Origin of the sequence: Flavonifractor sp. An100 (genome assembly GCF_002161175.1) — a bacterium.
Lineage (GTDB): Bacteria > Bacillota > Clostridia > Oscillospirales > Oscillospiraceae > Lawsonibacter.
Genome location: NZ_NFMA01000004.1, coordinates 12974 through 35914 on the forward strand (window position 1 = coordinate 12974; position 22941 = coordinate 35914).

The 22941-nt window shown below is 55.4% G+C and carries 27 protein-coding genes; all 27 read right to left on the minus strand.

Features of this window, described 5'->3' with window-relative positions:
* Positions 1-13 precede the first annotated feature (13 nt).
* Positions 14-2479, minus strand: a complete 2466-nt coding sequence (gene priA / locus B5E43_RS03415) for a primosomal protein N' (RefSeq protein ID WP_087393670.1) — start codon at positions 2477-2479, stop codon at positions 14-16.
* Positions 2480-2555: 76 nt separating this feature from the next.
* Positions 2556-2753, minus strand: a complete 198-nt coding sequence (gene rpoZ, locus B5E43_RS03420; protein WP_087393672.1) for a DNA-directed RNA polymerase subunit omega — start codon at positions 2751-2753, stop codon at positions 2556-2558.
* Positions 2754-2798: 45 nt separating this feature from the next.
* Complete coding sequence (gene gmk, locus B5E43_RS03425) at positions 2799-3413, minus strand: guanylate kinase (protein WP_087393674.1); 615 nt, start codon at positions 3411-3413, stop codon at positions 2799-2801.
* The gene (locus tag B5E43_RS03430; protein WP_087393676.1) at positions 3404-3682 is read right to left on the minus strand and encodes a DUF370 domain-containing protein; all 279 of its coding nucleotides are present in this window, start codon (positions 3680-3682) and stop codon (positions 3404-3406) included. The genes gmk and B5E43_RS03430 overlap by 10 nt, the downstream gene beginning before the upstream one ends.
* Positions 3683-3688: 6 nt before the next feature.
* The gene (locus B5E43_RS03435; RefSeq protein WP_206406912.1) at positions 3689-4555 is read right to left on the minus strand and encodes a YicC/YloC family endoribonuclease; all 867 of its coding nucleotides are present in this window, start codon (positions 4553-4555) and stop codon (positions 3689-3691) included.
* A gap of 44 nt (positions 4556-4599) precedes the next feature.
* Positions 4600-5133 carry a hypothetical protein gene (locus tag B5E43_RS03440; protein ID WP_087393680.1) on the minus strand — a complete coding sequence of 178 codons (534 nt, stop codon included), beginning with the start codon at positions 5131-5133 and terminating at the stop codon, positions 4600-4602.
* Positions 5134-5736, minus strand: a complete 603-nt coding sequence (locus tag B5E43_RS03445) for a DnaJ domain-containing protein (protein ID WP_087393681.1) — start codon at positions 5734-5736, stop codon at positions 5134-5136.
* On the minus strand, positions 5733-6599 hold the full coding sequence (locus B5E43_RS03450; RefSeq protein WP_087393683.1) for a DUF5685 family protein: 867 nt from the start codon (positions 6597-6599) through the stop codon (positions 5733-5735). Before B5E43_RS03450 ends, B5E43_RS03445 begins: the two co-directional genes overlap by 4 nt.
* Before the next feature lie 11 nt (positions 6600-6610).
* Positions 6611-7033, minus strand: coding sequence for a SoxR reducing system RseC family protein (locus B5E43_RS03455; RefSeq protein ID WP_087393685.1), 423 nt, complete (start codon positions 7031-7033; stop codon positions 6611-6613).
* A gap of 32 nt (positions 7034-7065) precedes the next feature.
* Positions 7066-8298 carry a CdaR family protein gene (locus B5E43_RS03460; protein ID WP_087393688.1) on the minus strand — a complete coding sequence of 411 codons (1233 nt, stop codon included), beginning with the start codon at positions 8296-8298 and terminating at the stop codon, positions 7066-7068.
* Positions 8295-9176: a diadenylate cyclase CdaA gene (gene cdaA / locus B5E43_RS03465; RefSeq protein WP_087393691.1), complete on the minus strand. Its 882-nt coding sequence runs from the start codon at positions 9174-9176 to the stop codon at positions 8295-8297. The genes B5E43_RS03460 and cdaA overlap by 4 nt, the downstream gene beginning before the upstream one ends.
* A 247-nt stretch (positions 9177-9423) precedes the next feature.
* The gene (locus B5E43_RS03470; protein ID WP_087393693.1) at positions 9424-10548 is read right to left on the minus strand and encodes an aminotransferase class V-fold PLP-dependent enzyme; all 1125 of its coding nucleotides are present in this window, start codon (positions 10546-10548) and stop codon (positions 9424-9426) included.
* Complete coding sequence (locus B5E43_RS03475; RefSeq protein WP_087393695.1) at positions 10545-10799, minus strand: DUF3343 domain-containing protein; 255 nt, start codon at positions 10797-10799, stop codon at positions 10545-10547. Before B5E43_RS03475 ends, B5E43_RS03470 begins: the two co-directional genes overlap by 4 nt.
* 182 nt (positions 10800-10981) lie before the next feature.
* Positions 10982-11458, minus strand: coding sequence for a 2-C-methyl-D-erythritol 2,4-cyclodiphosphate synthase (gene ispF, locus B5E43_RS03480; RefSeq protein ID WP_087393896.1), 477 nt, complete (start codon positions 11456-11458; stop codon positions 10982-10984).
* The gene (ispD, locus tag B5E43_RS03485; RefSeq protein WP_087393697.1) at positions 11458-12192 is read right to left on the minus strand and encodes a 2-C-methyl-D-erythritol 4-phosphate cytidylyltransferase; all 735 of its coding nucleotides are present in this window, start codon (positions 12190-12192) and stop codon (positions 11458-11460) included. The genes ispF and ispD overlap by 1 nt, the downstream gene beginning before the upstream one ends.
* 91 nt (positions 12193-12283) lie before the next feature.
* A complete protein-coding gene (locus B5E43_RS03490) occupies positions 12284-12763 on the minus strand; it encodes a CarD family transcriptional regulator (RefSeq protein WP_087393699.1) in 480 nt (159 codons plus the stop codon).
* A gap of 175 nt (positions 12764-12938) precedes the next feature.
* Entirely contained in the window at positions 12939-14900 is a 1962-nt protein-coding gene (locus B5E43_RS03495) for a bifunctional 4-hydroxy-3-methylbut-2-enyl diphosphate reductase/30S ribosomal protein S1 (RefSeq protein ID WP_087393700.1), read from the minus strand.
* On the minus strand, positions 14897-15544 hold the full coding sequence (locus B5E43_RS03500; RefSeq protein WP_242964693.1) for a lysophospholipid acyltransferase family protein: 648 nt from the start codon (positions 15542-15544) through the stop codon (positions 14897-14899). The genes B5E43_RS03495 and B5E43_RS03500 overlap by 4 nt, the downstream gene beginning before the upstream one ends.
* Entirely contained in the window at positions 15541-16218 is a 678-nt protein-coding gene (gene cmk / locus B5E43_RS03505; RefSeq protein ID WP_087393702.1) for a (d)CMP kinase, read from the minus strand. The genes B5E43_RS03500 and cmk overlap by 4 nt, the downstream gene beginning before the upstream one ends.
* Positions 16219-16246: 28 nt before the next feature.
* Positions 16247-17509: an NAD(P)/FAD-dependent oxidoreductase gene (locus B5E43_RS03510; protein WP_275532984.1), complete on the minus strand. Its 1263-nt coding sequence runs from the start codon at positions 17507-17509 to the stop codon at positions 16247-16249.
* The gene (locus B5E43_RS03515; protein WP_087393704.1) at positions 17506-18369 is read right to left on the minus strand and encodes a MurR/RpiR family transcriptional regulator; all 864 of its coding nucleotides are present in this window, start codon (positions 18367-18369) and stop codon (positions 17506-17508) included. The genes B5E43_RS03510 and B5E43_RS03515 overlap by 4 nt, the downstream gene beginning before the upstream one ends.
* A 104-nt stretch (positions 18370-18473) precedes the next feature.
* On the minus strand, positions 18474-19196 hold the full coding sequence (locus B5E43_RS03520; protein WP_087393705.1) for a pseudouridine synthase: 723 nt from the start codon (positions 19194-19196) through the stop codon (positions 18474-18476).
* A gap of 31 nt (positions 19197-19227) precedes the next feature.
* Positions 19228-20328 (minus strand): D-alanyl-D-alanine carboxypeptidase family protein, encoded by a 1101-nt coding sequence (locus tag B5E43_RS03525; protein ID WP_087393707.1) that lies wholly within the window; start codon positions 20326-20328, stop codon positions 19228-19230.
* 87 nt (positions 20329-20415) lie between these two features.
* Positions 20416-20832: a spore germination protein GerW family protein gene (locus tag B5E43_RS03530; RefSeq protein WP_087393708.1), complete on the minus strand. Its 417-nt coding sequence runs from the start codon at positions 20830-20832 to the stop codon at positions 20416-20418.
* A 4-nt stretch (positions 20833-20836) separates the two neighbouring features.
* Positions 20837-21493 (minus strand): DUF2953 domain-containing protein, encoded by a 657-nt coding sequence (locus tag B5E43_RS03535; protein WP_087393710.1) that lies wholly within the window; start codon positions 21491-21493, stop codon positions 20837-20839.
* Complete coding sequence (gene scpB / locus B5E43_RS03540; RefSeq protein WP_087393903.1) at positions 21490-22110, minus strand: SMC-Scp complex subunit ScpB; 621 nt, start codon at positions 22108-22110, stop codon at positions 21490-21492. The genes B5E43_RS03535 and scpB overlap by 4 nt, the downstream gene beginning before the upstream one ends.
* Positions 22107-22925, minus strand: coding sequence for a segregation/condensation protein A (locus B5E43_RS03545; RefSeq protein WP_242964694.1), 819 nt, complete (start codon positions 22923-22925; stop codon positions 22107-22109). The genes scpB and B5E43_RS03545 overlap by 4 nt, the downstream gene beginning before the upstream one ends.
* Positions 22926-22941: the final 16 nt, after the last annotated feature.

The following is a 22941-nucleotide window of genomic DNA, read 5'->3' on the forward strand; positions in this document are numbered from 1 at the left end:
TTCTGTGGTAAAATTAACTGTTATAGGGGTCCAGGTCTGCATAGACCGAGATCCCTCTGTTTTCTTTATCCTGGTGGGCAGAACGCAACAGATGGGCAATGAACGCCCGGGCCGCCTTGCCCATGTGCCCGGTCAGGGTTAAACGATACCGGTAGCGGTTATTGACTTTGGCTACCGAGGTTGGCGCCGGTCCTAAGATTCGCCAATGTCCCTCTTTGTCCAGTCCCGCTTCCAGAGCCCGCCGAAGTCGGACACAACACCGAAGAACCCCACCTTCGTCCAAGCCGGAAGCGGTTAAAACCACCAGATCGGTAAAGGGCGGATACCCCCGCAGACGGCGCAGCTGGATTTCTGTGCGGTAAAACGAATCATAGTCCTGACGGGCGGAAAATCGAATGACATCGTTATCCGGAGTGTAGGTTTGGATCACCGCTCTCCCTCGCTTTTCCCCCCGGCCCGCCCGCCCCACTACCTGAGTAAGCAGGGAGAAGGTGCGTTCACCCGCCCGAAAATCATCCACATATAGGGACAAATCCGGAGCGATTACCCCCACCAGCGTCACGTTTTCAAAGTCCAGACCCTTGGCCACCATCTGTGTTCCCACTAAAATTGGAATTTTCTCCTTCCGAAAACGTTCCAAAATCTCCTCATGAGGGTGGGCAGAGGATACGGTATCGGTATCCATCCGCAGCACCTCAACACCCGGGAAGCGGTCTTCCACCTCCTCCTGGAGCCGTTGGGTGCCGATGCCGATAAAATTCAACATTCCTCCGCATTGCGGACAGGATGGCGGTAACGGCTGGGAATAGCCACAGTGGTGACACATCAACCGATGGTTGGCCGAGTGATAGGTCAGTTTTACTGAGCACCTGGGGCACTCCGGGACAAACCCACACTCCCCACAGGTCACCATTCGATTGGCTCCCCGCCGGTTCAAAAATAGAATCGTCTGTTCCCCACGCGCCAAATTCTCTTCCAATTCCCGGCAGAGCACCTGGCTCAAGGCAGTCACATTCCGCCTGGCCAGTTCCTCCTTCATATCGGCAATCAGAACGTCAGGCAATGCCTTTTGATTGTAACGGCTGCGCAGGTAAAAGCAGTGGTAGTTTCCTCTCTGGGACTGATACATGGTCTCCACACACGGAGTGGCCGACCCCAGCACCAGAAGGGCCCCATTTTGCACACACCGGTATTTGGCCACATCCCGTGCGTGGTAGCGGGGCGCCTGCTCGGACTTGTAGCTGCCTTCCTGCTCCTCATCCAGGATTATCAATCCCAAATTCTCCAAAGGTGCAAAAACGGCGGAGCGGGTTCCGATCACAACCTTTGCCTCTCCCTTGCGTACCCGCTTCCACTCATCGTACCGCTCTCCTGCCCGCAAAGAGCTGTGCAGGACGGCTATGCTGTCCCCTAGGTAGGAAGTAAATACCCTTAACAGCTGCGGTGTAAGAACGATTTCCGGAACTAATACCAGTGCTGTCCGCCCTCTGGACAACGTCTGCTGTATGAGGCGAACATAGACCTGGGTCTTCCCGCTGCCAGTCACACCATACAACAGGGCTGCGGCCGGTTTTTCCGACTTCGCCAAAGCATCCAGCCCCTCAAAGGCGCTCTGCTGCTCCGCATTTAAAATGGGAGGCGGCAGCGGATCTACCTCCTCCACCTTGGGGCGGCGGAAGACCTCTCGATTTTCCAGCGTCAGTATCCCACTTTTTTCCAGAGAGCGGATGGTGGGCATAGAGGCCCCGGTAAAATAACACAGCTCCTTGGCTGACGCTGCCCCAAGAGAGCAGAGTAGCTCCGTAACCGAGTAGCGCAGGGGAGCACTTCGGCGCCGGGGTGACACCATAGCCATTGCATCCTCCGGAGGAATGGCCAGCACCGCCATTTTTTCCGACTTATCCCCAATCCCACGCTGGGTACTGGTTTCCCAAACCCCAACTTGTTCCTCCACCAAGCGGCGGATAGCCGGATTAGGGTCCCGGGTGCCAAAGGCCAAGCGAATTTGCTCCATATCGCCCTGCCCGCCCCAGGAATACAGCAGTTCCAACAGCTGCTTGGCTCCGGAATGCTTTTGGACGGTAGCCTCCGCCTCTGTCCGGTCTACTCCCTCCCGAATCTTGACACAGTCCCTCAGAGCAAAGGACAAGCCAGCCGGAAGCATCGCTTTTACACAGTCATAAACGGTGCAGAAATAACGCTCCCGCATCCAGAGAGCCAGTTGGATGGCCAAGTGGTCCAGCACAGGCGCTTCGTCTAAAAGAGCCTGAATTGCTTTAAGGGCAGTACCTACGGAGGGCTGCTGTTGCACCGATAAAACGATCCCCTCTGAGCCCCGGTTTCCAGAGCCAAATGGAACCAAGACCCGAATCCCCGGTACCACTTGCCCCTCCAATTCCGTGGGGATCAAATAGTCATAAGGCCGGTCAATGGCGTAAATCGCCTTTGCAACCGCCACCTTTGCCACGCTGCGCCCCACAGATGTACCTCCCTCTCCAAAACTTTGCCAAGGAACAGAAAGCAAGCGCAGGGTCTCCCCTTCGCTTGCTCCCTAATCATTCCTGTTCTGTGCGGTCCAGCTTTCCTTCTGCCACCTCTCGGATGGCAATGCTAACCGGCTTATCCTCCAGAGGCTCACCGGTCAACTCCGCCTCGCTGGCAATTTCACGGGCACGGTGGGCTACGACGTTTACCAGTTGATATCGGCTGGGCACCTTTTTCAGCAAATCTTTCATAGCAGGATAGAGCATCATAATACAAGACTCCTTTTCTCAATTCAAAACATAGGGGCAGCAGATTTAGGAGAACTGGGCAAGCATTTGCTTGCGGTTCTCGACCCGACATTCTGCCGCAGTAAGGATCGACTCAATCTCATGCACCGCGTTGGAGACCTTATCGTTGATCACCAAAAAGTCGTATTTGGGAATTTCCTGAAATTCTGTCCGAGCCTTTTCCAGCCGTCCAGCAATGACATCCTCGCTGTCTGTATTTCGGTTGTGCAAACGCCGGGACAACTCCTCAAAGGATGGAGGAATAATGAAGATGAACAGGGCCTGTGGGCAGCGCTCCCGCACCTTTGCCGCTCCCTGTACTTCAATATCCAACAGCACATCGATTCCCGCATCCAGCCGGTCTTGAATTGCTTTCAGAGAGGTGCCATAGTAGTGGTTCACATACTCGGCATACTCCAAAAGCTCATTGGCGGCAATCATTCGTTCAAATTCTTCTCGGGAAACAAAATTGTAGTTGACTCCGTCCTGCTCTCCCACTCGGGGCTGCCGGGTGGTGTAAGAAACGGAAAAATAAATGTTGTCCCGCTGCCCAAGCAACTCTGCAATCACCGTACTTTTACCAACGCCAGAAGGCCCTGAGAGGACAATCAGCTGTCCCTTTTCTTTTTTCTTTATTGCCACGGCGCTTCTTCCTCCTCTTCTGCGTCCTTTTCCCCATTTAGCCGCCCGGAAACCGTCTCAGGCTGAAGGGCCGAGAGCACCAGATGGTCATTGTCCATGATCAGGACGGCACGAGTCCTTCTGCCATACGTGGCATCAATCAGTCCCCCACGATCCCTCGCTTCCTGGACCATACGCTTGATTGGAGCCGAATCCGGACTGACAATGGCGATCAATCGGCTGGCAGAAACCAGGTTTCCAAACCCGATATTGATCAGTTTCACCGCCAGTCCCCCTTATTCAATATTCTGGACCTGCTCCCGGATCTTCTCAATCTCAGCCTTGATGTCCACCACATGGCGGGCAATCTCCAAATCACTGCATTTGGAGCCGATGGTATTGGCCTCCCGATTAAACTCCTGAATTAAAAAGTCCAGCTTACGGCCAGTGGCCCCTCCCTTGGAAAGCATTTCCCGCAGCTGTCCGATGTGGCTGCGCAGGCGTACGGTCTCCTCGTCTACGGCAATTTTGTCCGCAAAAATAGCTGCCTCGGTCAGGATCCGGGCTGGGTCCAACTGAGTATTGGCCAGCACCTCGCTCATTCGAGCCTCCAGCTTCGCCCGATACTCCGATACAGTTTGAGGCGAACGCTCTTCCACCAAAGCTACCTTGGCTTCAATCGTCGCCGCACGGGAGAGGATATCCTCCCGCAGACGCTCTCCCTCTCGGGTTCGCATCTGGTCAAAATCCGTCAGGGCTCGATCCAGCACGGAGCAGATGTCCTTTGCCATCTGTTCCACGTCCTCCTCGGCTTTTTCCGCCAGAAGAACGTCCGGGAACCGGGAAAGCAGAGACACCGATATATCATTGGTCAGGCCGTAAGCCTGAGCCAGTTCTGTGAGGGCTGCATAATATCCGTCCGCCACCGGTTTGTTCACCGACACCTGAACCTTTTCCGCATTTCCATTGTCCAGGGTGACAAATACGTCCACCTTTCCTCTGGAAATGGTGTTCTGGACTCGGGCTTTCATCCCGTCTTCCGCAAACAGATACAGCCTTGGAATCCGGACATTGCAATCTAAATAGCGGTTATTCACCGAGCGCAGCTCCACGGTAATTGTACAGCCGTTGACGGTCTCCTCCGCCCGGCCATATCCTGTCATACTTTTGACCAATTTGGTCACACTCCTTATTGTGCAATTCCCGATTACCACCGCCGACCTGGACCGATACGGTGATACAGCAGAGAAATCAGCCTAGACAGGCCGATATCATAGGCGATAAACAATACGTTACCTGCCAAATAGAGCACAGCCCCACTTAATTTAGGCAGATGAGAAAGCATGGGAAGGAACAGCTCACCAAATACAAACCAGACCAGTGTCAGCACCCCATTAAAGAACAGAAGTTTCAGACACCACTCAAGTTTCTTGTTCCGTAACGCCTCAATCTGGCCCTTTGCCACAGGGTATACGCCTAAAAACAGTACATACAGTAGTGCAATGCCTTTGTCCGGCAAGAGGAACAGCCCTAATACACCGGCAGCAGCCCAACACAAATACCCAGCTGCTCGTCCCACCGCCAACACTCCTGCCACCGGAAACAGTCCGGCCACAGCAGCAAGGCCTACTCGTCCAGAAGGCACCAGACAGGCCAACCACAGCAGCACCAGACTGCCGGCTGCTAAAATGCCCCCCACCGCAATCATACGGCTGTGACTGGAATCCCAACGTTTGGCCATTTAGCAGTTGCCTCCTCCGCACAGGCAATTCAGACACAGCATCGTCGTACAGCAGTCCAGTCCATCGACCGTATTGGTATATCCGTAGGGCCGGTATCCTCCTCCCCGCTGCTGAAGCATATTCAACGCTTGGCGGTATTCCATATTTCCGGGGTCCATTTGCACGGCCAGAGTATAATTCTGCATGGCCTCGTCCAGCCATCCTTTTCGGTAGGCAATACTGCCGCTGAGGAAGTACCACTCCCCGTCCTTCTGGGATACCTCATACAAAAGCCGCTCGGCCGTCCCCAGGTCACCTGCGTTAATCAGGTTTCTTACCCTGGCATAAGTAGGCGTGGAGGAAGAATAGCTGCTCTGCTGCTGATACCCGCCACCATAGTTGGAACCACTCTGCTGATAACTGCCGCCTCCGGATGAGCGCTGCTTATTGATCGCCTCGTAGGCCTCGTTGATCTCTTTCATCTTCTCTTCCGCCAGATCAGCTAACGGATTGTTCTGATAATTGTCCGGGTGATATTTCCGTGCCAACTCCCGGTATGCCTTTTTAATCTCCTCGTCGCTGGCGTTCTGACTCACTCCAAGGACGCTATACGGATCTCTCATTGGCGATTACTCCATATCTTTTGTTTTTTTATCTGGGCCCAGCTGCCATCAAACACAGCGCGCTCCACCAATGGGAGGCCCAGGTAAATGATATTTTCTAAAATCGGCTTTCGGCAGCCGAACTCTCCCAGCTGCAACGCCGCTCCCATCAACACGCGGGACTGATCCAAGGTCAGGGCCAGAGCGTCATCGTCCCCTTGAGGTCCATAGCGGACCTGCAACGGATTGTACCTCCCAGCCTTCTTATCCTCCTCCAAATCGTCTCTGGCGTCCACCAGATAGATCCACCGACCCAGATGGTAGAGCAGCTGCCCTAAAATCCGCTGCTGCTCCCACCCCTCCGGCACAGCTGCTTGCAGGATCCGTGCAAAGGTATCTGCCGTCCGGTCGATGGAAGAACACCGTTCCTCCTCCCGTTGGCTCAGTTCCTCCAAACAGATGCGGGTCATTGCGTCAAATTCCGGCCACTTTTTGGCGGCTTTATGATAGGAGGGATAAAGCACCCCGGCCAGAGCCCGGGCCGGCATACCACCCACCAAGCCATCATCACGCTGAGAATCCTTCAGCTTCCACCAGGTTAAAATCACACTGGCATCCGCAGCCCGGTCCAGCGCCAGAGCACTGGGACACATGGGCTTTTTGATCAATGGATTGGCATGACATCTGCCCGAGCAGGGCTGAAACGACTCCTCTGGTTCCCACAAAAGCAACGCTAGGAAGGTTAGATCATAACTGAGGAACATGGGGGCTACCGGTCCGTAGCGACGCCTCAAGCACCGGCACAGACCACAGTAGGTCGCCCGGTAGAGATCAAACTCCCCACATTTCAGCTCCTGACGTACAGGCCGAACATATCCAAACACGCAGGCATCCCTCAGGCAAGAAACTTTAAAATTCGAAATTCAGGGGCCTTACTCTGCGTCATAGCCCGATTCATCAGGAATGCGGGAATAAAGCCAGCTGCCAGGCCCAACACTCCAGTCCCCAGGGCTGCAATTTCACTTAACTGTAGCAGACTCTGCCCCAGTACATAGCCCGCTCCCAGCCCCACACAGGGCAGCAGAAATACCAGCACCGAGACGCCGATATTATGTCCCACCGAAGGCTCTACCTCCACATGGTCCCCGGGCTTTGCACCAATGGGATTACTAGCCAGGGCCAAAATCTCATCCTTCGGCTTTTGAGAACAGCCCTCACAGGAACCATCACAGTGAAGTCCGCACTCCATCTGGCGCAGCAGAGATACTTGAGCCACTCCGTCCTTCATTATTTTTTTTACAATTGCGTTTTGAACCATGGTTTTGCCTCCGAATCAATCTGAACCCTTTGTCAGCGGCTGACATTGACGCTGATGGAATACTCTCCGATCACCCCTACCGTACTGCTGGTGTCCAAGTACACCTTAGCCATGACGGAATAGGTGCCAACAGAGGTATAATTGGATACATCTGCCACAATGCGCAGCTGGCTGGCGTCAATGTTGGTCAGATCCTCCTCTTTTCCGCGGATAAAAACAGTCCGACTTTGCGTTGCCGAGGTGACCGTATATCCCTCCGGTTTATTAATCAGGCTAATATTGGTGACATCCAGGGCCCGGGTTGCCAGGCCGTTCACTGTCACAGTAACGGTCACTGAGGTGATTCCACTCACATTTTCCAGGTTGGGACTGAGATCAACGGGGAACGTAAAGGTATTGGAGCCAATCACCTTAGACAGATCAATACTGCCCAAGGACAGCTCTGTCAAGTCGCTGATGTCCTCCTTTGCTCCAGCAACCGTGATGGTATCATAATCAAACTCATATGTGATATCATCCTCTGTCGCCCCACCGCCGGGAATAAACTCCACAGTAAGCGGTATTTCTTTCAGCACCACCACAGGCACCACTACATAAGCCGTCTCCGAATCCAGCGTCACGTCTAAGTCAGTCAGCACATTGCCTTCCGAATCCAATAAGGTAAGGGGCAGATCTCCGGAAAATTGCTCGTCCAGCTCCTCATCCTCCAAAATGGCCACTACCTTAGCCACCTGGCTGACCTGCTCCATCGAACCGCTGACCACCACAGTCTCCGGACTGATCGCCGGCGTACCTGCCTGATAGCCATCGGCCACCTTCCCCTTCAGCTGGAACTCCACCGGGAAGGTGCTGGTATAAAGTTTATCCACTGTGACCGTGATCATATCCGGTTTTTGATCAATAGGATTCACATTCTCTGGATTGACATTCAATGGATAATTGATCTTATAAGTGAGTTTATTTTCTCCCTCCACACACTTAGATACATCAATAGTAACCGAAATATCCTCCCGGTTGCGCACTAAGCTGTTAATCACACTGGTAGCTGCCTGAAACCGAACACTGACCGTCTCCGAAGACAGGTCCGATACCGTTAGATTCTGACGGGTCAGCACCGTGCTTCCTGTGATTTCCACCGGAATATTGTTGATCCAAGTGGAGTCCGCCGGATCAAGGTCGGTCCGGACATAAAACCAAAACAACACCGCCAGAACGACCGACATCAAAACATAACTCCACTTGCTCTCTCCAAGTCGCTTCATCATGGCTGGTCGTCCTCCTTCTTGTTCCGACCTAAGACCCAGTTCAGCAAGGGAATTTGCGACACCTTGCCCTCATCCTGCACATCGTTGAGCAGTTCATTGCGCAGCAGACGCTCCAAAGTCTCCGGAGCCAGATGCCGCTTCAGCATCCCGCCCACTGCCGCGGAAATGGAGCCGGTCTCCTCCGAGACAATTACAACCACCGCATCCGAGTGCTCGCTCATACCGATGCCTGCACGATGGCGCATGCCCAGGTCTCGGCTTAAATTTACATTTCCGGAAAGAGGAAGCATACACCCTGCCCCCACAATTCGCCCATCCCGAACAATTACCGCTCCATCATGAAGAGGGGCTTTATTCCAGAAAATATTTTTCAGCAGCTCACTGGATACTGCACAGTCCAGTGCTGTCCCCGTTTTAATCACATCATCCAACAAATTTTGGCGTTCAAATACCATCAGCGCCCCTACCTTGTCCCTGGACATGTCGGTATAAGCCTCTGTGGTTTGGGCGATGGCCACCTCCATATCTGCCGCCGTAGTCTTACTGGAGGCAAACACCAGCCCCAGGCGGCTGCTGCCCATCCGCTCCAAAAAACGGCGGATTTCCGGCTGAAACAGAATAACCAAACCTAAAATACCATATTCCACCACTTTATTCAGTAAGAAGCTGGTAGCAGTCAGGGGAATAGCGGAAGAAATCGCCATAGCAAACAGCAAAATCAGGATGCCCCGTAAAACCCGTCCCGAACTGGTTTTCCGCAGCATCCAAAGGATTTTATAGATCACGAGAGATAGGATGGCAATATCCAACAAATCAGCTATTTGCAGCCGGATCACCGAAAAAAATGCCTGCGCCACATACTGCACCGCTTCCTGCATATTGGCCGTCACCTCTCCCTGCTTTCTTAAGAACCCACGCTTCTGTTTGCCCGGTCCATTACATGTTATTATACGATATTCCACCAGGAATGGCAACACGAAAGCGTTGACCGCTCATGAAATTTTCATAAATTTTTTCAAAAAAGTTCTCCATATCAGTCAATTCCCGGCCCCAGTCCTATGCTCTGCAATAAATTGGGGAGGAAAGGAACCCACAGTCCCTTTTCTCCCCAATCGTCCGTCTATTTTATGCTTTAGACAAAGTTTTCAGAACCCGCAGGAACTGTTGGATTTCCTGGTGGGTATTAAAATCAGACACACTGGCTCTCAGGGTACCGGTGTCCAATGTCCCCGCGGTCTTATGAGCCAAGGGTGCACAGTGAAGGCCGGCTCGCAGAGCAAATCCACGATCCCCCAGCTTTTCTCCCAATTCCTCACAGTCTTGCCCCTCAAAACGAAGAGACAGCACTCCCGCTTGCGCCAAGGGATTCTCCGCCAGGTATATTTGCAGTCCAGGAATTTGGGAGGCTCCTACTCCCATTTGCCGAATCAATGACCGCTCATGGGCTGCAATGGCCTCAACTCCCCGACGCTTGATATACCGTAGCCCCTCCAGCAGCCCCGCAATCCCCGCAATATTATGGGTACCTGCCTCCAGACGGTCTGGTAAAAACTCCGGCATTTCCTGGCGAATGGATTCGCTTCCCGTTCCCCCCTCCAGCAGCGGACTTGCATCCGCCGAGCACAGCAGCAATCCGGTCCCCTGGGGGCCATAGAGGCCTTTATGACCCGGCATAGCCAAAAAAGCAGCCCCTAGCGCCTGGGCATCCAAGGGCAGACAGCCCGCCGACTGGGACACATCCAAAATCAGGGGCACCTGATAGGAACGGCACAACTGGGCAATCTGTTCTACTGGCAGAATAAAGCCAAACACATTGGAAACATGGGTACAGATTGCCACATCGACGCCCCGCTCCAGCTCTGTACGAAAGGCCCGAACTGCGGCCTGCTGATCAAACAGAGGGCTGCTGGCAACGCGAATGTCCACATTTGGGATCGCGTGCAGGGGACGGGTCACCGCATTGTGCTCGTATCCTGAGATTACCACCCGGCTTCCCGGATGGACCAGGGACTTAATGGCAATGTTCAAACCATGGGTAGCGTTGAAGGTGAATACCACCTGCTCCGGATCCGGCACATGGAACAGCTCCGCAGCTAGCTCCCGGCAGGCAAATGCTACCTGCGCCGCTGCCACAGCTGGCGGATGTCCTCCCCTGCCTGGACTGGCATAGCGATGTATCGCCCGGGCACTGGCCCGGGCAACGGCAGGTGGCTTTTGTAGTGTGGTGGCTGCACTGTCGAGATAGATCACAGTTCCACCTCCTGATAGCTTCCGTCCCCTGCGGTGATATAAATTCGCTTTGGCGTCAACCCTACCCGCTGCAGAATCCGAAGGGCGTCCGGCAGGCTGCGCTGAGATATCTTGACGGAATGGCTGCACCCCTCCCCCGCAATGCTCTTGGGGGAACGCAGGGTGTGGGCTGTGATGCCCGCCCGCTCCAACGCGGCTGCGGTCCGCTGGGCATACGTCAGGGAGCGGCATACGATGAGATAATAGAGCATGGCTCGGTTCCTTTCTTGGGGTGACAGTTTGGCCTGTGCAACGGGCACAGTGCCTGAGAGAGACGCTACATCTCTCTGCATCAGTTTATGCGGCATGCTGTCCCCACGTCACCCAGCTCACGTCTTCCCTTCCCAAGGCACAAAAAGGCGGAGACCATTCCGGTCTCCGCCTCTATGCGTGATTATTTCTCTTTCTCCAACAGACATACCGCATGGGCAGCCATACCCTCTCCTGAGCCAGTAAATCCAAGTCCCTCCTCTGTGGTTGCCTTTACGTTTACCTGCTCCAAGGTTATTCCCATCCCCGCAGCCAGCCGCTCCCGCATCTGCGGAATGTAACCAGCCAGCTTCGGTCGTTGGGCCAGGATGGTGGCGTCCACATTTTCCACCCTCCATCCCTCTTTTTTCAGCAGAGCTGTCACATGCTCCAGCAGCTTCAAGCTATCCGCCCCGGCATAGGCGGGATCTGTATCCGGAAAATGCCTGCCAATATCCCCCAAAGCAGCCGCACCCAGCAGCGCGTCCATCACCGCATGGGTCAGAACATCCGCATCGGAATGCCCCAGCAGACCTCGCTCATAGGGAATTTCAACCCCTCCCAGAATCAGGCGGCGGTCTGGAACCAGCTTATGTACATCATACCCATGTCCAACCCGTATCACAGCTCTCCCCGTCCTCTCTGTTCCAAAATTGCCTCGCCCAGCAGCAAATCAAAGGGCGTTGTAACCTTGATGTTTTCCCGGCTGCCGGTGGTGAGAGACACCGGCAGCCCCAGGCGCTCTACCGCAGCACAGTCATCGGTCAATTCTTCCTTATCTGCCACCGCCTTCTCCACAGCGGCTCGAATTAGGCCCGTTTCAAATACCTGGGGCGTTTGTACCGCCCACAGGCAGGAGCGGTCCACGGTCTCCACTGTCTTTCCATTTTCCGCCCGCTTGATGGTATCCGTAATGGGAATCGCCGGAGCAGCTGCCCCTGTCTGGACCGCCCGCTGGATCGTTTCCTCCAAAATGGCCTGGGTCACCAGAGGCCGGGCTCCATCATGAATGGCAATCAGCTGTGCCTCTTCCCGCACCTCCCGCAGACCAGCCAAAACGGAATGGATTCGCTCTGCCCCTCCGGTTACCACCTTACTTACCTTGGTAATGCCGTATTCCCGGCACAGACGGCTGACCTCCACCAACAGGTCCTGACGCGTCACCACCACGGTCTCTTGGACCAAAGGACAATCCTCAAACGCAAGAAGTGTGTGGACCAAAATAGGCAGTTCGCCCAATGGAGCCATGACCTTATCAATCCCCTCCATTCGCCGCGCGCTACCAGCCGCTACCACCACAGCAGAACAGGCCGTAGGCGTCTGCTTTTTTTGAAAGAACGAACGTAAACCTGCCATAGGGTTTCCTCCGATTTTATGTTATGGGAAAGGGCGAAAATCAAAAGGAGCCGATCCGGCTCCTTTCAATGGTCCAACCTGGAATGGACACTCAGGCCAAAGCAGTATCCAGCTGCCGCTCCACGTCCTCATAGCTTAGACTCTGAGAGAGCACCAGTTCCGAAATCAAAATTTGTCTGGCTGCCAGGAGCATCTTCCGTTCCCCTGTCGACAGTCCCCGTTTGGATTCCCGCATGGTCAGTCCCTTGATCACCCGGGCAACCTCCAACAGGTCGCCGCTTTTCAGCCGCTCCAAATTTTCCCGGTAGCGGTGGTTCCAATTGGTGGTCATCTCAACCTGAATCCCGGGAATGGCCGCCAACAGCTGTCCGGCCTGATCCTGGTTCATAATGGGCCGCACGCCAATTTCCTCGCTGCCTTCGGTGGGGATCATAACTACCATAGAACGCTTTGGGAGCTTCATGATATAGTATTCCCGCACCACTCCGTCCACTTTCTTCTGTACCACACTCTCCAGCACCCCAGCACCATACATGGGATGCACCACCTTATCCCCAATTTGGAACGGCATTTGGCACCTCCAGTCCACAACGGCCCATTCTCACCTTAATTTTAATTTTATTATAGCATGGAATTACCTGGATGCAAGGGAAAACACCCGATTTTACAGAATTTCGCCTTAAATTTCATGGTTTTTATAAAAAATACCCCGCCGCAAATGCGGCGGGGTAAACTGGATTGTTGGATTACTCCTCGGTCTCAGCCTCAGCCTCTTCCTCCTGCTCCTCCTCAGCGGGAGCCTCCAGGAGAGCGCGGATGGACAGGGAGATCTTCTTGTTCTCCATATCCACATCGGTGATCTTCACGTCCACGCGATCGCCCTCAGCCAGCACATCGCTGGGCTTGTCGATGCGGTGGTCAGCGATCTGAGAGATGTGGATCAGGCCGTCCACGCCAGGCACGACCTCGGCAAAGGCACCGAAGGTCATCAGCTTGACAATGCGGACATTGGCCACGTCGCCCACCTTGTAGGTGTTGGTGAACACGGTCCAGGGCTCCTGGCTGTGGTCCTTCATGCCCAGAGAGATCTTCTTCTTCTCCTTGTCGGCAGAGATAACATACACATCCACGGTGTCGCCAACCTTCACCACCTCAGAGGGGTGCTTGATGCGGCTCCAGGACAGCTCGGAGATGTGGACCATGCCGTCCACGCCGCCGATGTCCACAAAGGCGCCGTAAGAGGTCAGAGACTTCACGGTGCCGGTATAGTGCTTGCCGTCCTCGATCTCAGCCCAAACCTTCTCAGCGGCAGCGGCCCGCTCAGCACGGGTAACCTTGCTGATGGAGCCCACCACACGGCGGCGGCTGCGGTTGACCTCGGTGATGACCAGACGGACCTTGTGCTTGAGCAGCTCGCTCATGGGAGTCTCGCGGGGCAGGCCAGTCTGAGAAGCAGGAACGAAGACCCGGTTGCCCTTGACGGAAACCACGACGCCGCCCTTGTTGTCCTCAATGACGACACCTTCCATAACGGTCTCGTTATCCTTAGCAGCCTCAATCTCTTCCCAACCCTTGTTGATGTCCAGACGGCGCTTGGACAGCTTGACCATGCAGTCCCGGTCGCTCACCAGCATAACATAGGTCTCGATCTCGTCGCCAACCTTGACTACGTCCTCGGGCTTAACGGTGGGATCATCGCTCAGCTCAGACAGCGGAATGTAGCCAGGATACTTGATGCCCAGCTCGACCTGAATCTCAGTCGGTGTAATTTCAACGACTGTACCAGTTACCTTATCCCCCGTATTTAAAGTTTTGATCGACTCCTCTAGCAGCTCTGCAAAGGACTTTTCGATCTCCATGATTTCATCGCTCATTTTGTCATAGACCTCCTTTATTATCCACGCGGGCGTAGACGCACCCGCCGTGATGCCGACCATTTCCGCCGGGGCCATGCCGGCCAGGTCCAGATCCTCCGCCCGTTCGATCAACCGGACATCGGGACAGACCTCCCTACAAAGCTCCGCCAGGCGCTTGGTATTGGAGCTTTTGCGGTCGCCAATGACTACCATCGTGCCGCATTCTCCAGCCAACCGATGGGCCTCCTCCTGGCGTTTGGACGTCGCTCCACATATTGTATCAAAAAAATCTGCGTTTGTACACTCTTTTTTTGCTTTTTTCACGCACCCGTCCCAAATTTTCCTGGTGGAGGTGGTTTGAGAGACAAATGTGAGGGGCAAATCCTTCCGCCGAGGATCCTGGGAAAGCCACTGCCCCAAGGCTTCCTCCCCCGGAAGTACCACAGGATGCTTACACCATCCCGCAATGGCCACCACCTCCGGATGGTCCGGAGTTCCAATAATAATTGGCTGTCTTCCTTGCTCCTCCGCCTGAGACACAATTTCATGAATCCGGGTCACATTGGGGCAGGTGGCATCCAGAATGGGAATCCCCCGCTCCTCCAATTGTTCATACACCGCTCGGCTCTCTCCGTGGGAGCGGATAATCACACTGGTATTGGGGGGAATATCCTCCATCCGCTCCACCACATGGACGCCCCGTTCTCCCAAATGGCGGATCACATCCTGGTTATGGATAATAGATCCCAGCATCACGCAGGGCTTGCCCTCTTCCGCCATCTTTTCTGCCAGCTCCACCGCCCGGCGCACACCATAACAAAATCCCGCGGACTTGGCCAACACAATGCTCACTTAGCAACCTCCTCCAGCTTATGGACTCGGTTCATCAGCTCATGGGTAATCTCATCCAGCTCGTCTGCCGTTGGTTTTCTACCCTGGAAGGTGGGCTGAAACGGCTCACCGATCACCACCAGGTTAGAGCGAAACAGCCGTTTTTCCGGCTGGATGTACACAGGAAGAAGAGGAACTCCCGTCCGGGTGGCAAACATTGCCGCCCCGGTCTTAGCCGCTACATCTTCTCCACTGTGGACACGGGTGCCCTCCGGAAACATCAGCAGCTTACAGCCGTCCTTGAGAAACTTCAGGGCGGTCTTCACCGCCTTCATATCCGCATGTCCCCGGTCTACCCCAAATACACCGGCCTTTCCTAAAATCCAGCCGATGAAGGGAACCCGCATAATCTGAATCTTGGCCATGGCACGCATGGGATAGTGGTAGCCAAAGGCAAACACCACGTAAAAGGGATCTCCAATGGTGGTATGATTGGGACAAATCACCACCGGCCCCTCCGGAATATGCTCCCGTCCAACCACCCGAATCGGACGAAACAGGTGAAAGAAGGGCCAGATTACAACATATAGAAAGTGGAACCAGGCATCCATCCGTCTGCGTTGCTGACCATTATTTTCTGCCACACTCACAGTCTCATTGCTCACAGGACGATCTTCTCCTTTATTACAGCCAGCAGGGCCTGTAAGCTCTGGGCCAAATTCAGTGCGGTGGTATCCACAAGTTGGGCATCCTCCGCCTGCCGCAGGGGAGCCACAGGACGGCTGCGGTCCTGCTCATCCCGCTGAATAATATCCCGCAAAATGGTATCATAATCCGCACTGGCCCCCCGCTGCTCCAGCTCCAGCAGGCGGCGCTTTGCCCTGGCTTCCGGGGCGGCTGTCAAAAAAATCTTCACATCCGCCTGGGGCAAAACTACGGTACCAATGTCTCTGCCATCCATGACTACATCATGCTCCCGGGCCAGCTTCCGCTGAAATTCCAGCAGGAAGTCCCGCACGGCAGGAATGGCCGCAACCTGAGAGGCGATTCCCGACACTTGATGCTCCCGGATGGCTTGGGATACATCCTCGCCCTCCAAAAACATACGCTGTCCCCCATCCGGACCATAATCCATTCGGATATCCAGATGGTCCAGAAGGGGGATCACCTGCTGGGACTGTGAGGCATCCACCCCGCAGCGAAGCGTTTTTAGCGCCACCGTGCGGTAAATGGCTCCAGTGTCCACATATAAAAATCCCAGTTCCTTGGCTACTTGACGGGCCAGCGTGCTTTTTCCCGCACCAGCCGGCCCGTCAATGGCTATACTTCTACGCTTCATCCTGATCCGCTCCAGTTATAGTTTCATTCTAATGCTGCCCCAGCTCCAAAAACTGGACTGCGCCCTCTCCGGCCGCCCGACCGGTGGCCCAGGCAATTTGGAGGTTAAATCCTCCCGTATACGCATCTACATCCAGCAGTTCTCCAGCTAAAAACAGCCCTGATACCCGTTTGGAGGCCATGGTCTTGGGATCAACCTCTCCCACCTTTACCCCACCTGAGGTCACAATCGCCTCAGCAATGGGGCGCGGTCCACGCACCTGTACGGTAAAGTGCTTGAACATCTCCACCAGGCGGCGGCGCTCCCCCTTTGTCAAATCATGGGCCTTCCGCTCCCCCGGAATCTCCGCCCGCTCCAACAGCACTGGAACCATCAATCGTGGCGCCAGTGCTCCCAGTACATTAGCCATATCCCGGTTGGCGTTGGCAATGAGCTCCCGCACCAGACGGGCATCCAAAGTGGCCTCCTCCAAGGCGGGTTTTAGGTCAATAGACAGGCGGTAAGACTCCTTCCCCATCTCCCGCATATGGGCGCTGGCTGACAGCACCAGCGGTCCGGACAGCCCAAAATGGGTAAACAGCATTTCCCCCTGCTCCTGGTAGAGGACTTTCCCCTTACCATTTCGCACGGTCAGCTTCACATTTTTCAGTGCTAGCCCCTGCATGGCGGCGCAGAAGGGGTCCGGCGACTCCAAGGGTACTAAGGACGGAACCGGGGGAACAATGGTATGTCCCATCTCTTCCGCCATCCCATATCCGTCCCCAGTAGAACCAGTGGCCGGGTAGGAAGCCCCACCAGTAGAAAGGATAACCGCTTTACAGAATATTACCCCTTGGTCCGTCCCCACTCCTGTGACCGCACCCTCACAGGACAACAGCCGCTTTGCGCGGGCATGGAGGATGGGCACCCGCAGGCGGCGCAGCTCCATGTATAGACCGTCAATCACATCAGCGGAACGGTCCGATTGAGGAAACACCCGGTTCCCTCGCTCCACCTTTAAGGGAACTCCCAGACTGCGGAAAAACTCTTCCACAAACTCCGGCGGGGTATGGTTCATGGCACTGTAAAGGAAACGGCCATTCCGAGGAACAGCGGCGAGCACCTCCTGAGCTGAGCAGTGATTTGTCACATTACACCGGCCCTTGCCCGTGATGTACAGTTTACGGCCCACTTTTTCATTGCGTTCCACCAGGCAGACCGAGCAGCCTTCCCGAGCCGCAGTAATTGCGGCCATCATCCCAGCCGCTCCCCCGCCGATCACAACCAGTGAATAGGCCTTCTGTTCCGTCACTCCTGCACCTTCTCATACACGCCGTATTCCTCCCAGATCCGCTCCAGATTCTGGAAGGTGGCCGCCAAATCGTCATTCTTCTTCTGGCTCACCGCCACCAGAAGGGCATTGATCAGGGAGAGAGGCGCTACCAAGGAGTCTACAAAGGACGCCATATCACTGCGCGCCTTCAAAAGATAAGTACCCAGAGGGGCCAGCGGAGACGCCTCGCTGTCGGTGATGGCAATGGTAGTAGCCCCCCGGTCCCGGGCAAAATTCATGGCCTGGACCGTCCGGCTAGAATACCGGGGGAAGCTAACGCCGATGACCACATCTCCCTCTCCTACCCGGAGCAGGCGTTCAAACACTTCGCTGGCCGTGTTGGCAGAGACCTCCACCACATTGTCAAAAATAAGATTAAAGTAAAAGGTCAGGAAAGTCGCAATGGCAGCGGAGGAGCGCACCCCCATAATGTAGATCTTTCGTGCCGACACAATGGCCTCGGCCGCCTTCTCAAAGCTATCCCGATCCAACTCCTCCAAGGTGAGGCGGATCTTCTCAATGTCAGACTGGAGCACCATGGACAGCAGATCCTGGTCCCCCAGCCGGTCATTGGTCACCTCGATGCGCTGCACCGAGGTCAGGCGGTTCCGAATCATCTTCTGCAGCGATTTCTGCATATCTGGATAGCCCTGATACCCCAGCTCCGCAGCAAAGCGCACCACTGTAGACTCACTGACGCCCACCCGCTTGCCTAGCCGGCTGGCGGTCATAAAGGCCGCTTTATCATAAGATTCCAGAATGAAATTGGCAATCCGCTTTTGTCCCTTGGAAAATGTAGGCATATTCCCCTGGATCAAAGTAAGGATGTCATGATTCATCAGACGCTCATCTCCTGGCTTATTTGCTTCATTATAGAGGACATTCTAATTCATATTACTCTGAACCGCAAAAAAATGCAAGGGATTTCCCAATAAAATTCATTTTATCCCTTTTCTTCCAGATGAGACAGGGATAGGACCTCCTGAGGGGTCAGATATCTCCACTGGCCGGGCTTTAGCGTGCGGTCCAGGTTCAGTCCACCCTCCCGCACCCGCTTCAGGCGCAGGACCGTCAAACCCGCATGGGCACACATCCGCCGGACCTGACGGTACTTGCCCTGATGAATGACGATGGACAGCTGGGTCACTCCCCCGCTGCTCCTCCCCTGCCGCACCCGGGCCGGAAAGAGCCGTTCTCCGTCCAGTTCCATAGGCGTTGACAACACCGGTACTGCCCGCTTCACGTCACCGGTTACCCAGACCAGATATTCCTTCTCCACCTCATGGCTGGGATGGAGCAGGCGGTTGGTGAGGGCGCCATCATCTGTCATGATCAACAGCCCTTCCGAATCCATATCCAGCCGGCCCACCGGCCACACCCGTGTTGGACAGTCGGACACCAGGGCGGCTACTGTTTTTCTGCCCTTCTCGTCGGACAGGGTAGTCACATAGCCCCGGGGCTTATGCAGCATCAAGTAAACCCGGTCTCCCCCCGGGGTCAATGCACGGCCATCCACCTCCACCCGATCCCGGTCCAGATCCGCCTTATCCCCCAATTGGGCCCGCTGTCCATTCACCGTGACCCGCCCGGCTATAATCCACTCCTCCGCTGTCCTCCTGGAGGCTAAGCCACAGGCGGAAATCAGCTTTTGCAGTCGCTCCTCCATCTGCTCCCCTCCATTTCTCGTTTCTTCTCTGTTACCCGGCCAGCGTCTGAAACCACCATCCTAAAAATCCCTGGTGGGGTGCCAGGTTGTCAGGCATCTGCTGTCCCGTCACCAGGGAGACCCGGGCACATTCCACTCCATCCACCCGGATCACCACCTCGCCTACTTCCGTGCCTACAGGAACCGGAGCCTCCAGGACCTCTTTTGTGAGGGTCAGCTCCTGGCTTACCTGCTCCCCCGCTCCCACACACAGCACCGCATCGTACTGGGCTACAATGGGACATACCGGCACCAGGCTATTGACCGCAGGTAGATACCCCACAGGCTGGCCGGCTTCAAGCGGCCGCTCTGCCCGGTAAGTCTCAAACCCAAAATCAAATAAAGCAGCGTGGTCCGCCCAGTCGTTGGGGTCGTTTAAGGTCACACAGACCAGTGTCAGCCCATCCCGCTCTGCTGCAGAGACCAGGGTACGCCCTGACTTCTCCGTGTATCCAGTCTTCATCCCGATGCAGCCGTCATACCGCCACAGCAGCTTGTTATGGTTGGTCATGACCCGCTGATCGAAAGTGATGGATTTTGTGGCCATCATTTCCCTCAGCTGCTCCTGTTGTAGGCAAGCCTGTCCCAGCAGCGCCATATCATAGGCGGTGGAGTAGTGTCCTTCTTCGTCCAGTCCATTGGGGTTGGCAAAGTGGCTGTTTTTCATCCCCAGTTGGGCGGCTTTCTCATTCATCCGCCCCACAAAGGCCTCCACACTGCCTGCGCAGTAGCCCGCCACGGCAATGGCCGCGTCGTTACCCGAGCGCAGCAGTAAGCCATACAGCAGCGCTTTCAGGGAAATTGTCTCTCCCGCACGCAAATAGAGAGAGGAGCCCTCCACCCCCGTCCAGGCCGGATCGATGGTGACCTCCTCCTCCAAATCGTGCCCAGACTCCAGCGCTACCAGGGCCGTCATCAGCTTGGTAATGCTGGCAATGGGCCGGCGTTCATGGGCATTCGACTGGCATAGTACCCGCCCGCTGGCAGCGTCCATCAGCACCATGGAGGAGGCACTGGTATCCACTGCGGCCGCCGTCGGAACCATCCCAGCCACCAAAAGCGCCGCAAACAGCACGGCATACATACGTTTCATCCACGGTCACCTTCCCTAATCCATCAAAGTGCCGTTAGTATGCGGTGCCGTTTCTTCTTTTATGGCGGGAAATTTCTGACTGGTTGCTTATTCCGACACAAAATCGGCCTCCTGGGCCTTCTTCTCCTGGCGGCGTTCGATAAAATCGGTTACCTTGTCCACTACCTCAGGGACCGCCTCAATCACCCGATCCACGGTGCTGGCTGGGCCGGGAGCCACGGGCAGCAACTTTACTGTGCCATCCCGCACCACCAAAAAGGCCACGGGCTCCAGCTTTGCCCCTGCACTGCTCCCGCCGCCGAAGTTGCTCTCCGAAGGAGCCTGCTTCTTCGTGGAAAATTCCGTTCCCGCCCCTGCAATTCCAAGGGACAGTCGGGAAACGGGGATCAGCGTCACCCCTTCCGCCTGGATTGGGGTGCCGATAATGGTATTGGCATCCGCCAGAGCCTTGACATGCTCCAGGGTAGTCTGCATCAAATCTTTTAAGGGATTGCTCTTTTCCATCGTTTCAGGCCGCCTTTCTCTCCTGTTTTGCTGATGCTTGTTCCTCCCGCACGCGCAAGAAGGTTTTCAGAGCCTTTAGGCCATATACTACTCCAAGGTATACCCCTTGTCCCACTCGGATAGACAGGGTCGCTGTACCATATACCTTTGTGCCGCCCCCGTTAAAGTCCACCTGTATCCGGGCCGTCCCATCCTTGACATGGAAGGCGCTCGTCAACGGCTCCCAAAGAGAGGCCAGCACCACATTTGCCTTGCCGTAAGCCAGAGCCGCATCTGCCGGGTCGGCCGTACCCACAGTCAGTTCCAGCTCCAAATGATCCACCCTCAGCTTATGATAAAACCGTCCCGCCGCCTCGATCACCACCGGAAGCAGGGCCTGAACATATTCCAGCGCTCCCCCCACCCGGTCTCCCAGAGACGGCTGCGGCGCAGGTGCGGCTGCTGGTTTTTTTTCTCTGGGCGTCCCTTTTGCAGGCTTTTTCTTTGCTTTTTCCGGACTCTTTTTTTTCTCTTTCCAGGGAAAAACCGGGATACGCAGCGGCCCCACACGGGCCCAAACCAACAGGCCAGAGGCACCATACTCCACCTGACATCCAACGGGAAGCAGAGCCAGAATGACCAGCAGCAGGGCAACAACAGCCAGGACAACTACCGCTGTCATAGCTCAGACTCCTGATGGACCGGAGCCTCCTGCTCCTCCTGCTCCTGTGCCTTCAAACGCTCCACTGCTGTCTCCAGCTCCAGCGTGAGCTGTTCCCCCTCCTTGGAGGAATCCGGCAGCTCCGGCAGCTCCTCCAAGCTGGAAAGGCCAAAGGAGCGCAGGAAGTTCTTCGTGGTACGAAACAGCGTCGGCCGGCCGGGTACCGCCAAGCGGCCCGCCTCCTCAATCAGCTCCCGCTCCAGCAGCAGACCCACGGTATAGGCGCTGTCCACTCCCCGGACCTGATCAATATACGCCCTGGTTACCGGCTGATAGTAGGCGATCACCGCCAACACCTCCAAGGCGGGCTGGGACAGCCTGGCAGGCTTTCGGCTCTCCAGAGTCTTTCGGATATAGGGAGCAAATTCCGGGGCGGAACACAGCTGATAGCTGGTATCCAGCTTGACCAGCCGGATTCCCCTCCGGTCGTAGCTGTACTGGTCCATCAGACGCTGGGCCACAGCGTCCAGCGTGGGCCGATCCACTTCCAGCCCCAGACAAAGCCGTTCCACCGCCACCGGCTCACCGGCGGCAAACAATACGCCCTCCAGCGCCGACTCCAATTCCTTGATTTCTATGCCCCATCCCTCCCGTCTTCTCCCCGATCGGCCGTAATCTCCACCGGAGTCTCCTCCGTCCCGGTGCAGGTTACAGTACAATCCTCCTCTGTGCCGGCCAAATGGATGCGTCTGGCTTTACACAGCTCCAACACCGCCAAAAAAGTGGCCACCACCTCTGACCGGCTCCGGCTCCCTTTGAACAGCGCCCGAAAACGGGTCACCCCAAAGTGAATAAGTCTGCGCACGATCTCCCCTGCTTTATCCGACACCGGATAGGGTTCCCGGCCCACAATGCCCTGGAAGGCGGAAACCGGAGGCGGCAGACGCTGCTCCGAACGGTTGAGCACCCCAGTAATGGCTCGGTACAGGTCCTCCTTTTCGTGGACATAGCGGTAGGTCCGATCGGGCTGAATGGCCTCCGGCACTTTTACCAGATAGTCTCTACCATAGCGGTACCGCTCATCCAAAAGCGGGACCACCTGCTTGATTTTTAAATAATTCTCATTGCGCTGATGGGCCTCCAACGTGGCGATGAGCTGTTCCATCTCGCTGATGGCCTCCTCATCGTCGATGGAAAGGAGCATGCGGGTTTTGATGTAGATCAGGTGGGAGGCCATAGTGACAAATTCACTGGCAACCTCCAGATCCAACTCCTTTCTTCGGTCCATCCACTCCAGATATTGGTCTAAAATGAGGGAGATCTGAATATCCTTGATCTCCATTTTGTTCTTTCCCAGCAGATGAAGGATCAGGTCTAAAGGCCCTACAAAGTCCTCCATATTTTCCTCCCGGGCCTTCACCACCCCTTCCAGGCGGTAAATGGGTCCTTCCACCCGCTCATCTCCTCTC

Coding starts and splice junctions, on each gene's coding strand:
- rpoZ (WP_087393672.1), bottom strand. CDS start 2,753: ATGATGCTCTATCCTGCTATGAAAGATTTGCTGAAAAAGGTGCCCAGC.
- B5E43_RS03435 (WP_206406912.1), bottom strand. CDS start 4,555: ATGACAGGATATGGCCGGGCGGAGGAGACCGTCAACGGCTGTACAATT.
- B5E43_RS03440 (WP_087393680.1), bottom strand. CDS start 5,133: ATGGCCAAACGTTGGGATTCCAGTCACAGCCGTATGATTGCGGTGGGG.
- B5E43_RS03445 (WP_087393681.1), bottom strand. CDS start 5,736: ATGAGAGATCCGTATAGCGTCCTTGGAGTGAGTCAGAACGCCAGCGAC.
- B5E43_RS03455 (WP_087393685.1), bottom strand. CDS start 7,033: ATGGTTCAAAACGCAATTGTAAAAAAAATAATGAAGGACGGAGTGGCT.
- B5E43_RS03460 (WP_087393688.1), bottom strand. CDS start 8,298: ATGATGAAGCGACTTGGAGAGAGCAAGTGGAGTTATGTTTTGATGTCG.
- cdaA (WP_087393691.1), bottom strand. CDS start 9,176: ATGCAGGAAGCGGTGCAGTATGTGGCGCAGGCATTTTTTTCGGTGATC.
- B5E43_RS03475 (WP_087393695.1), bottom strand. CDS start 10,799: ATGCTCTATTATCTCATCGTATGCCGCTCCCTGACGTATGCCCAGCGG.
- ispD (WP_087393697.1), bottom strand. CDS start 12,192: ATGGCAGGTTTACGTTCGTTCTTTCAAAAAAAGCAGACGCCTACGGCC.
- B5E43_RS03490 (WP_087393699.1), bottom strand. CDS start 12,763: ATGCCGTTCCAAATTGGGGATAAGGTGGTGCATCCCATGTATGGTGCT.
- cmk (WP_087393702.1), bottom strand. CDS start 16,218: ATGAAGCGTAGAAGTATAGCCATTGACGGGCCGGCTGGTGCGGGAAAA.
- B5E43_RS03515 (WP_087393704.1), bottom strand. CDS start 18,369: ATGAATCATGACATCCTTACTTTGATCCAGGGGAATATGCCTACATTT.
- B5E43_RS03520 (WP_087393705.1), bottom strand. CDS start 19,196: ATGGAGGAGCGACTGCAAAAGCTGATTTCCGCCTGTGGCTTAGCCTCC.
- B5E43_RS03525 (WP_087393707.1), bottom strand. CDS start 20,328: ATGAAACGTATGTATGCCGTGCTGTTTGCGGCGCTTTTGGTGGCTGGG.
- B5E43_RS03530 (WP_087393708.1), bottom strand. CDS start 20,832: ATGGAAAAGAGCAATCCCTTAAAAGATTTGATGCAGACTACCCTGGAG.
- B5E43_RS03535 (WP_087393710.1), bottom strand. CDS start 21,493: ATGACAGCGGTAGTTGTCCTGGCTGTTGTTGCCCTGCTGCTGGTCATT.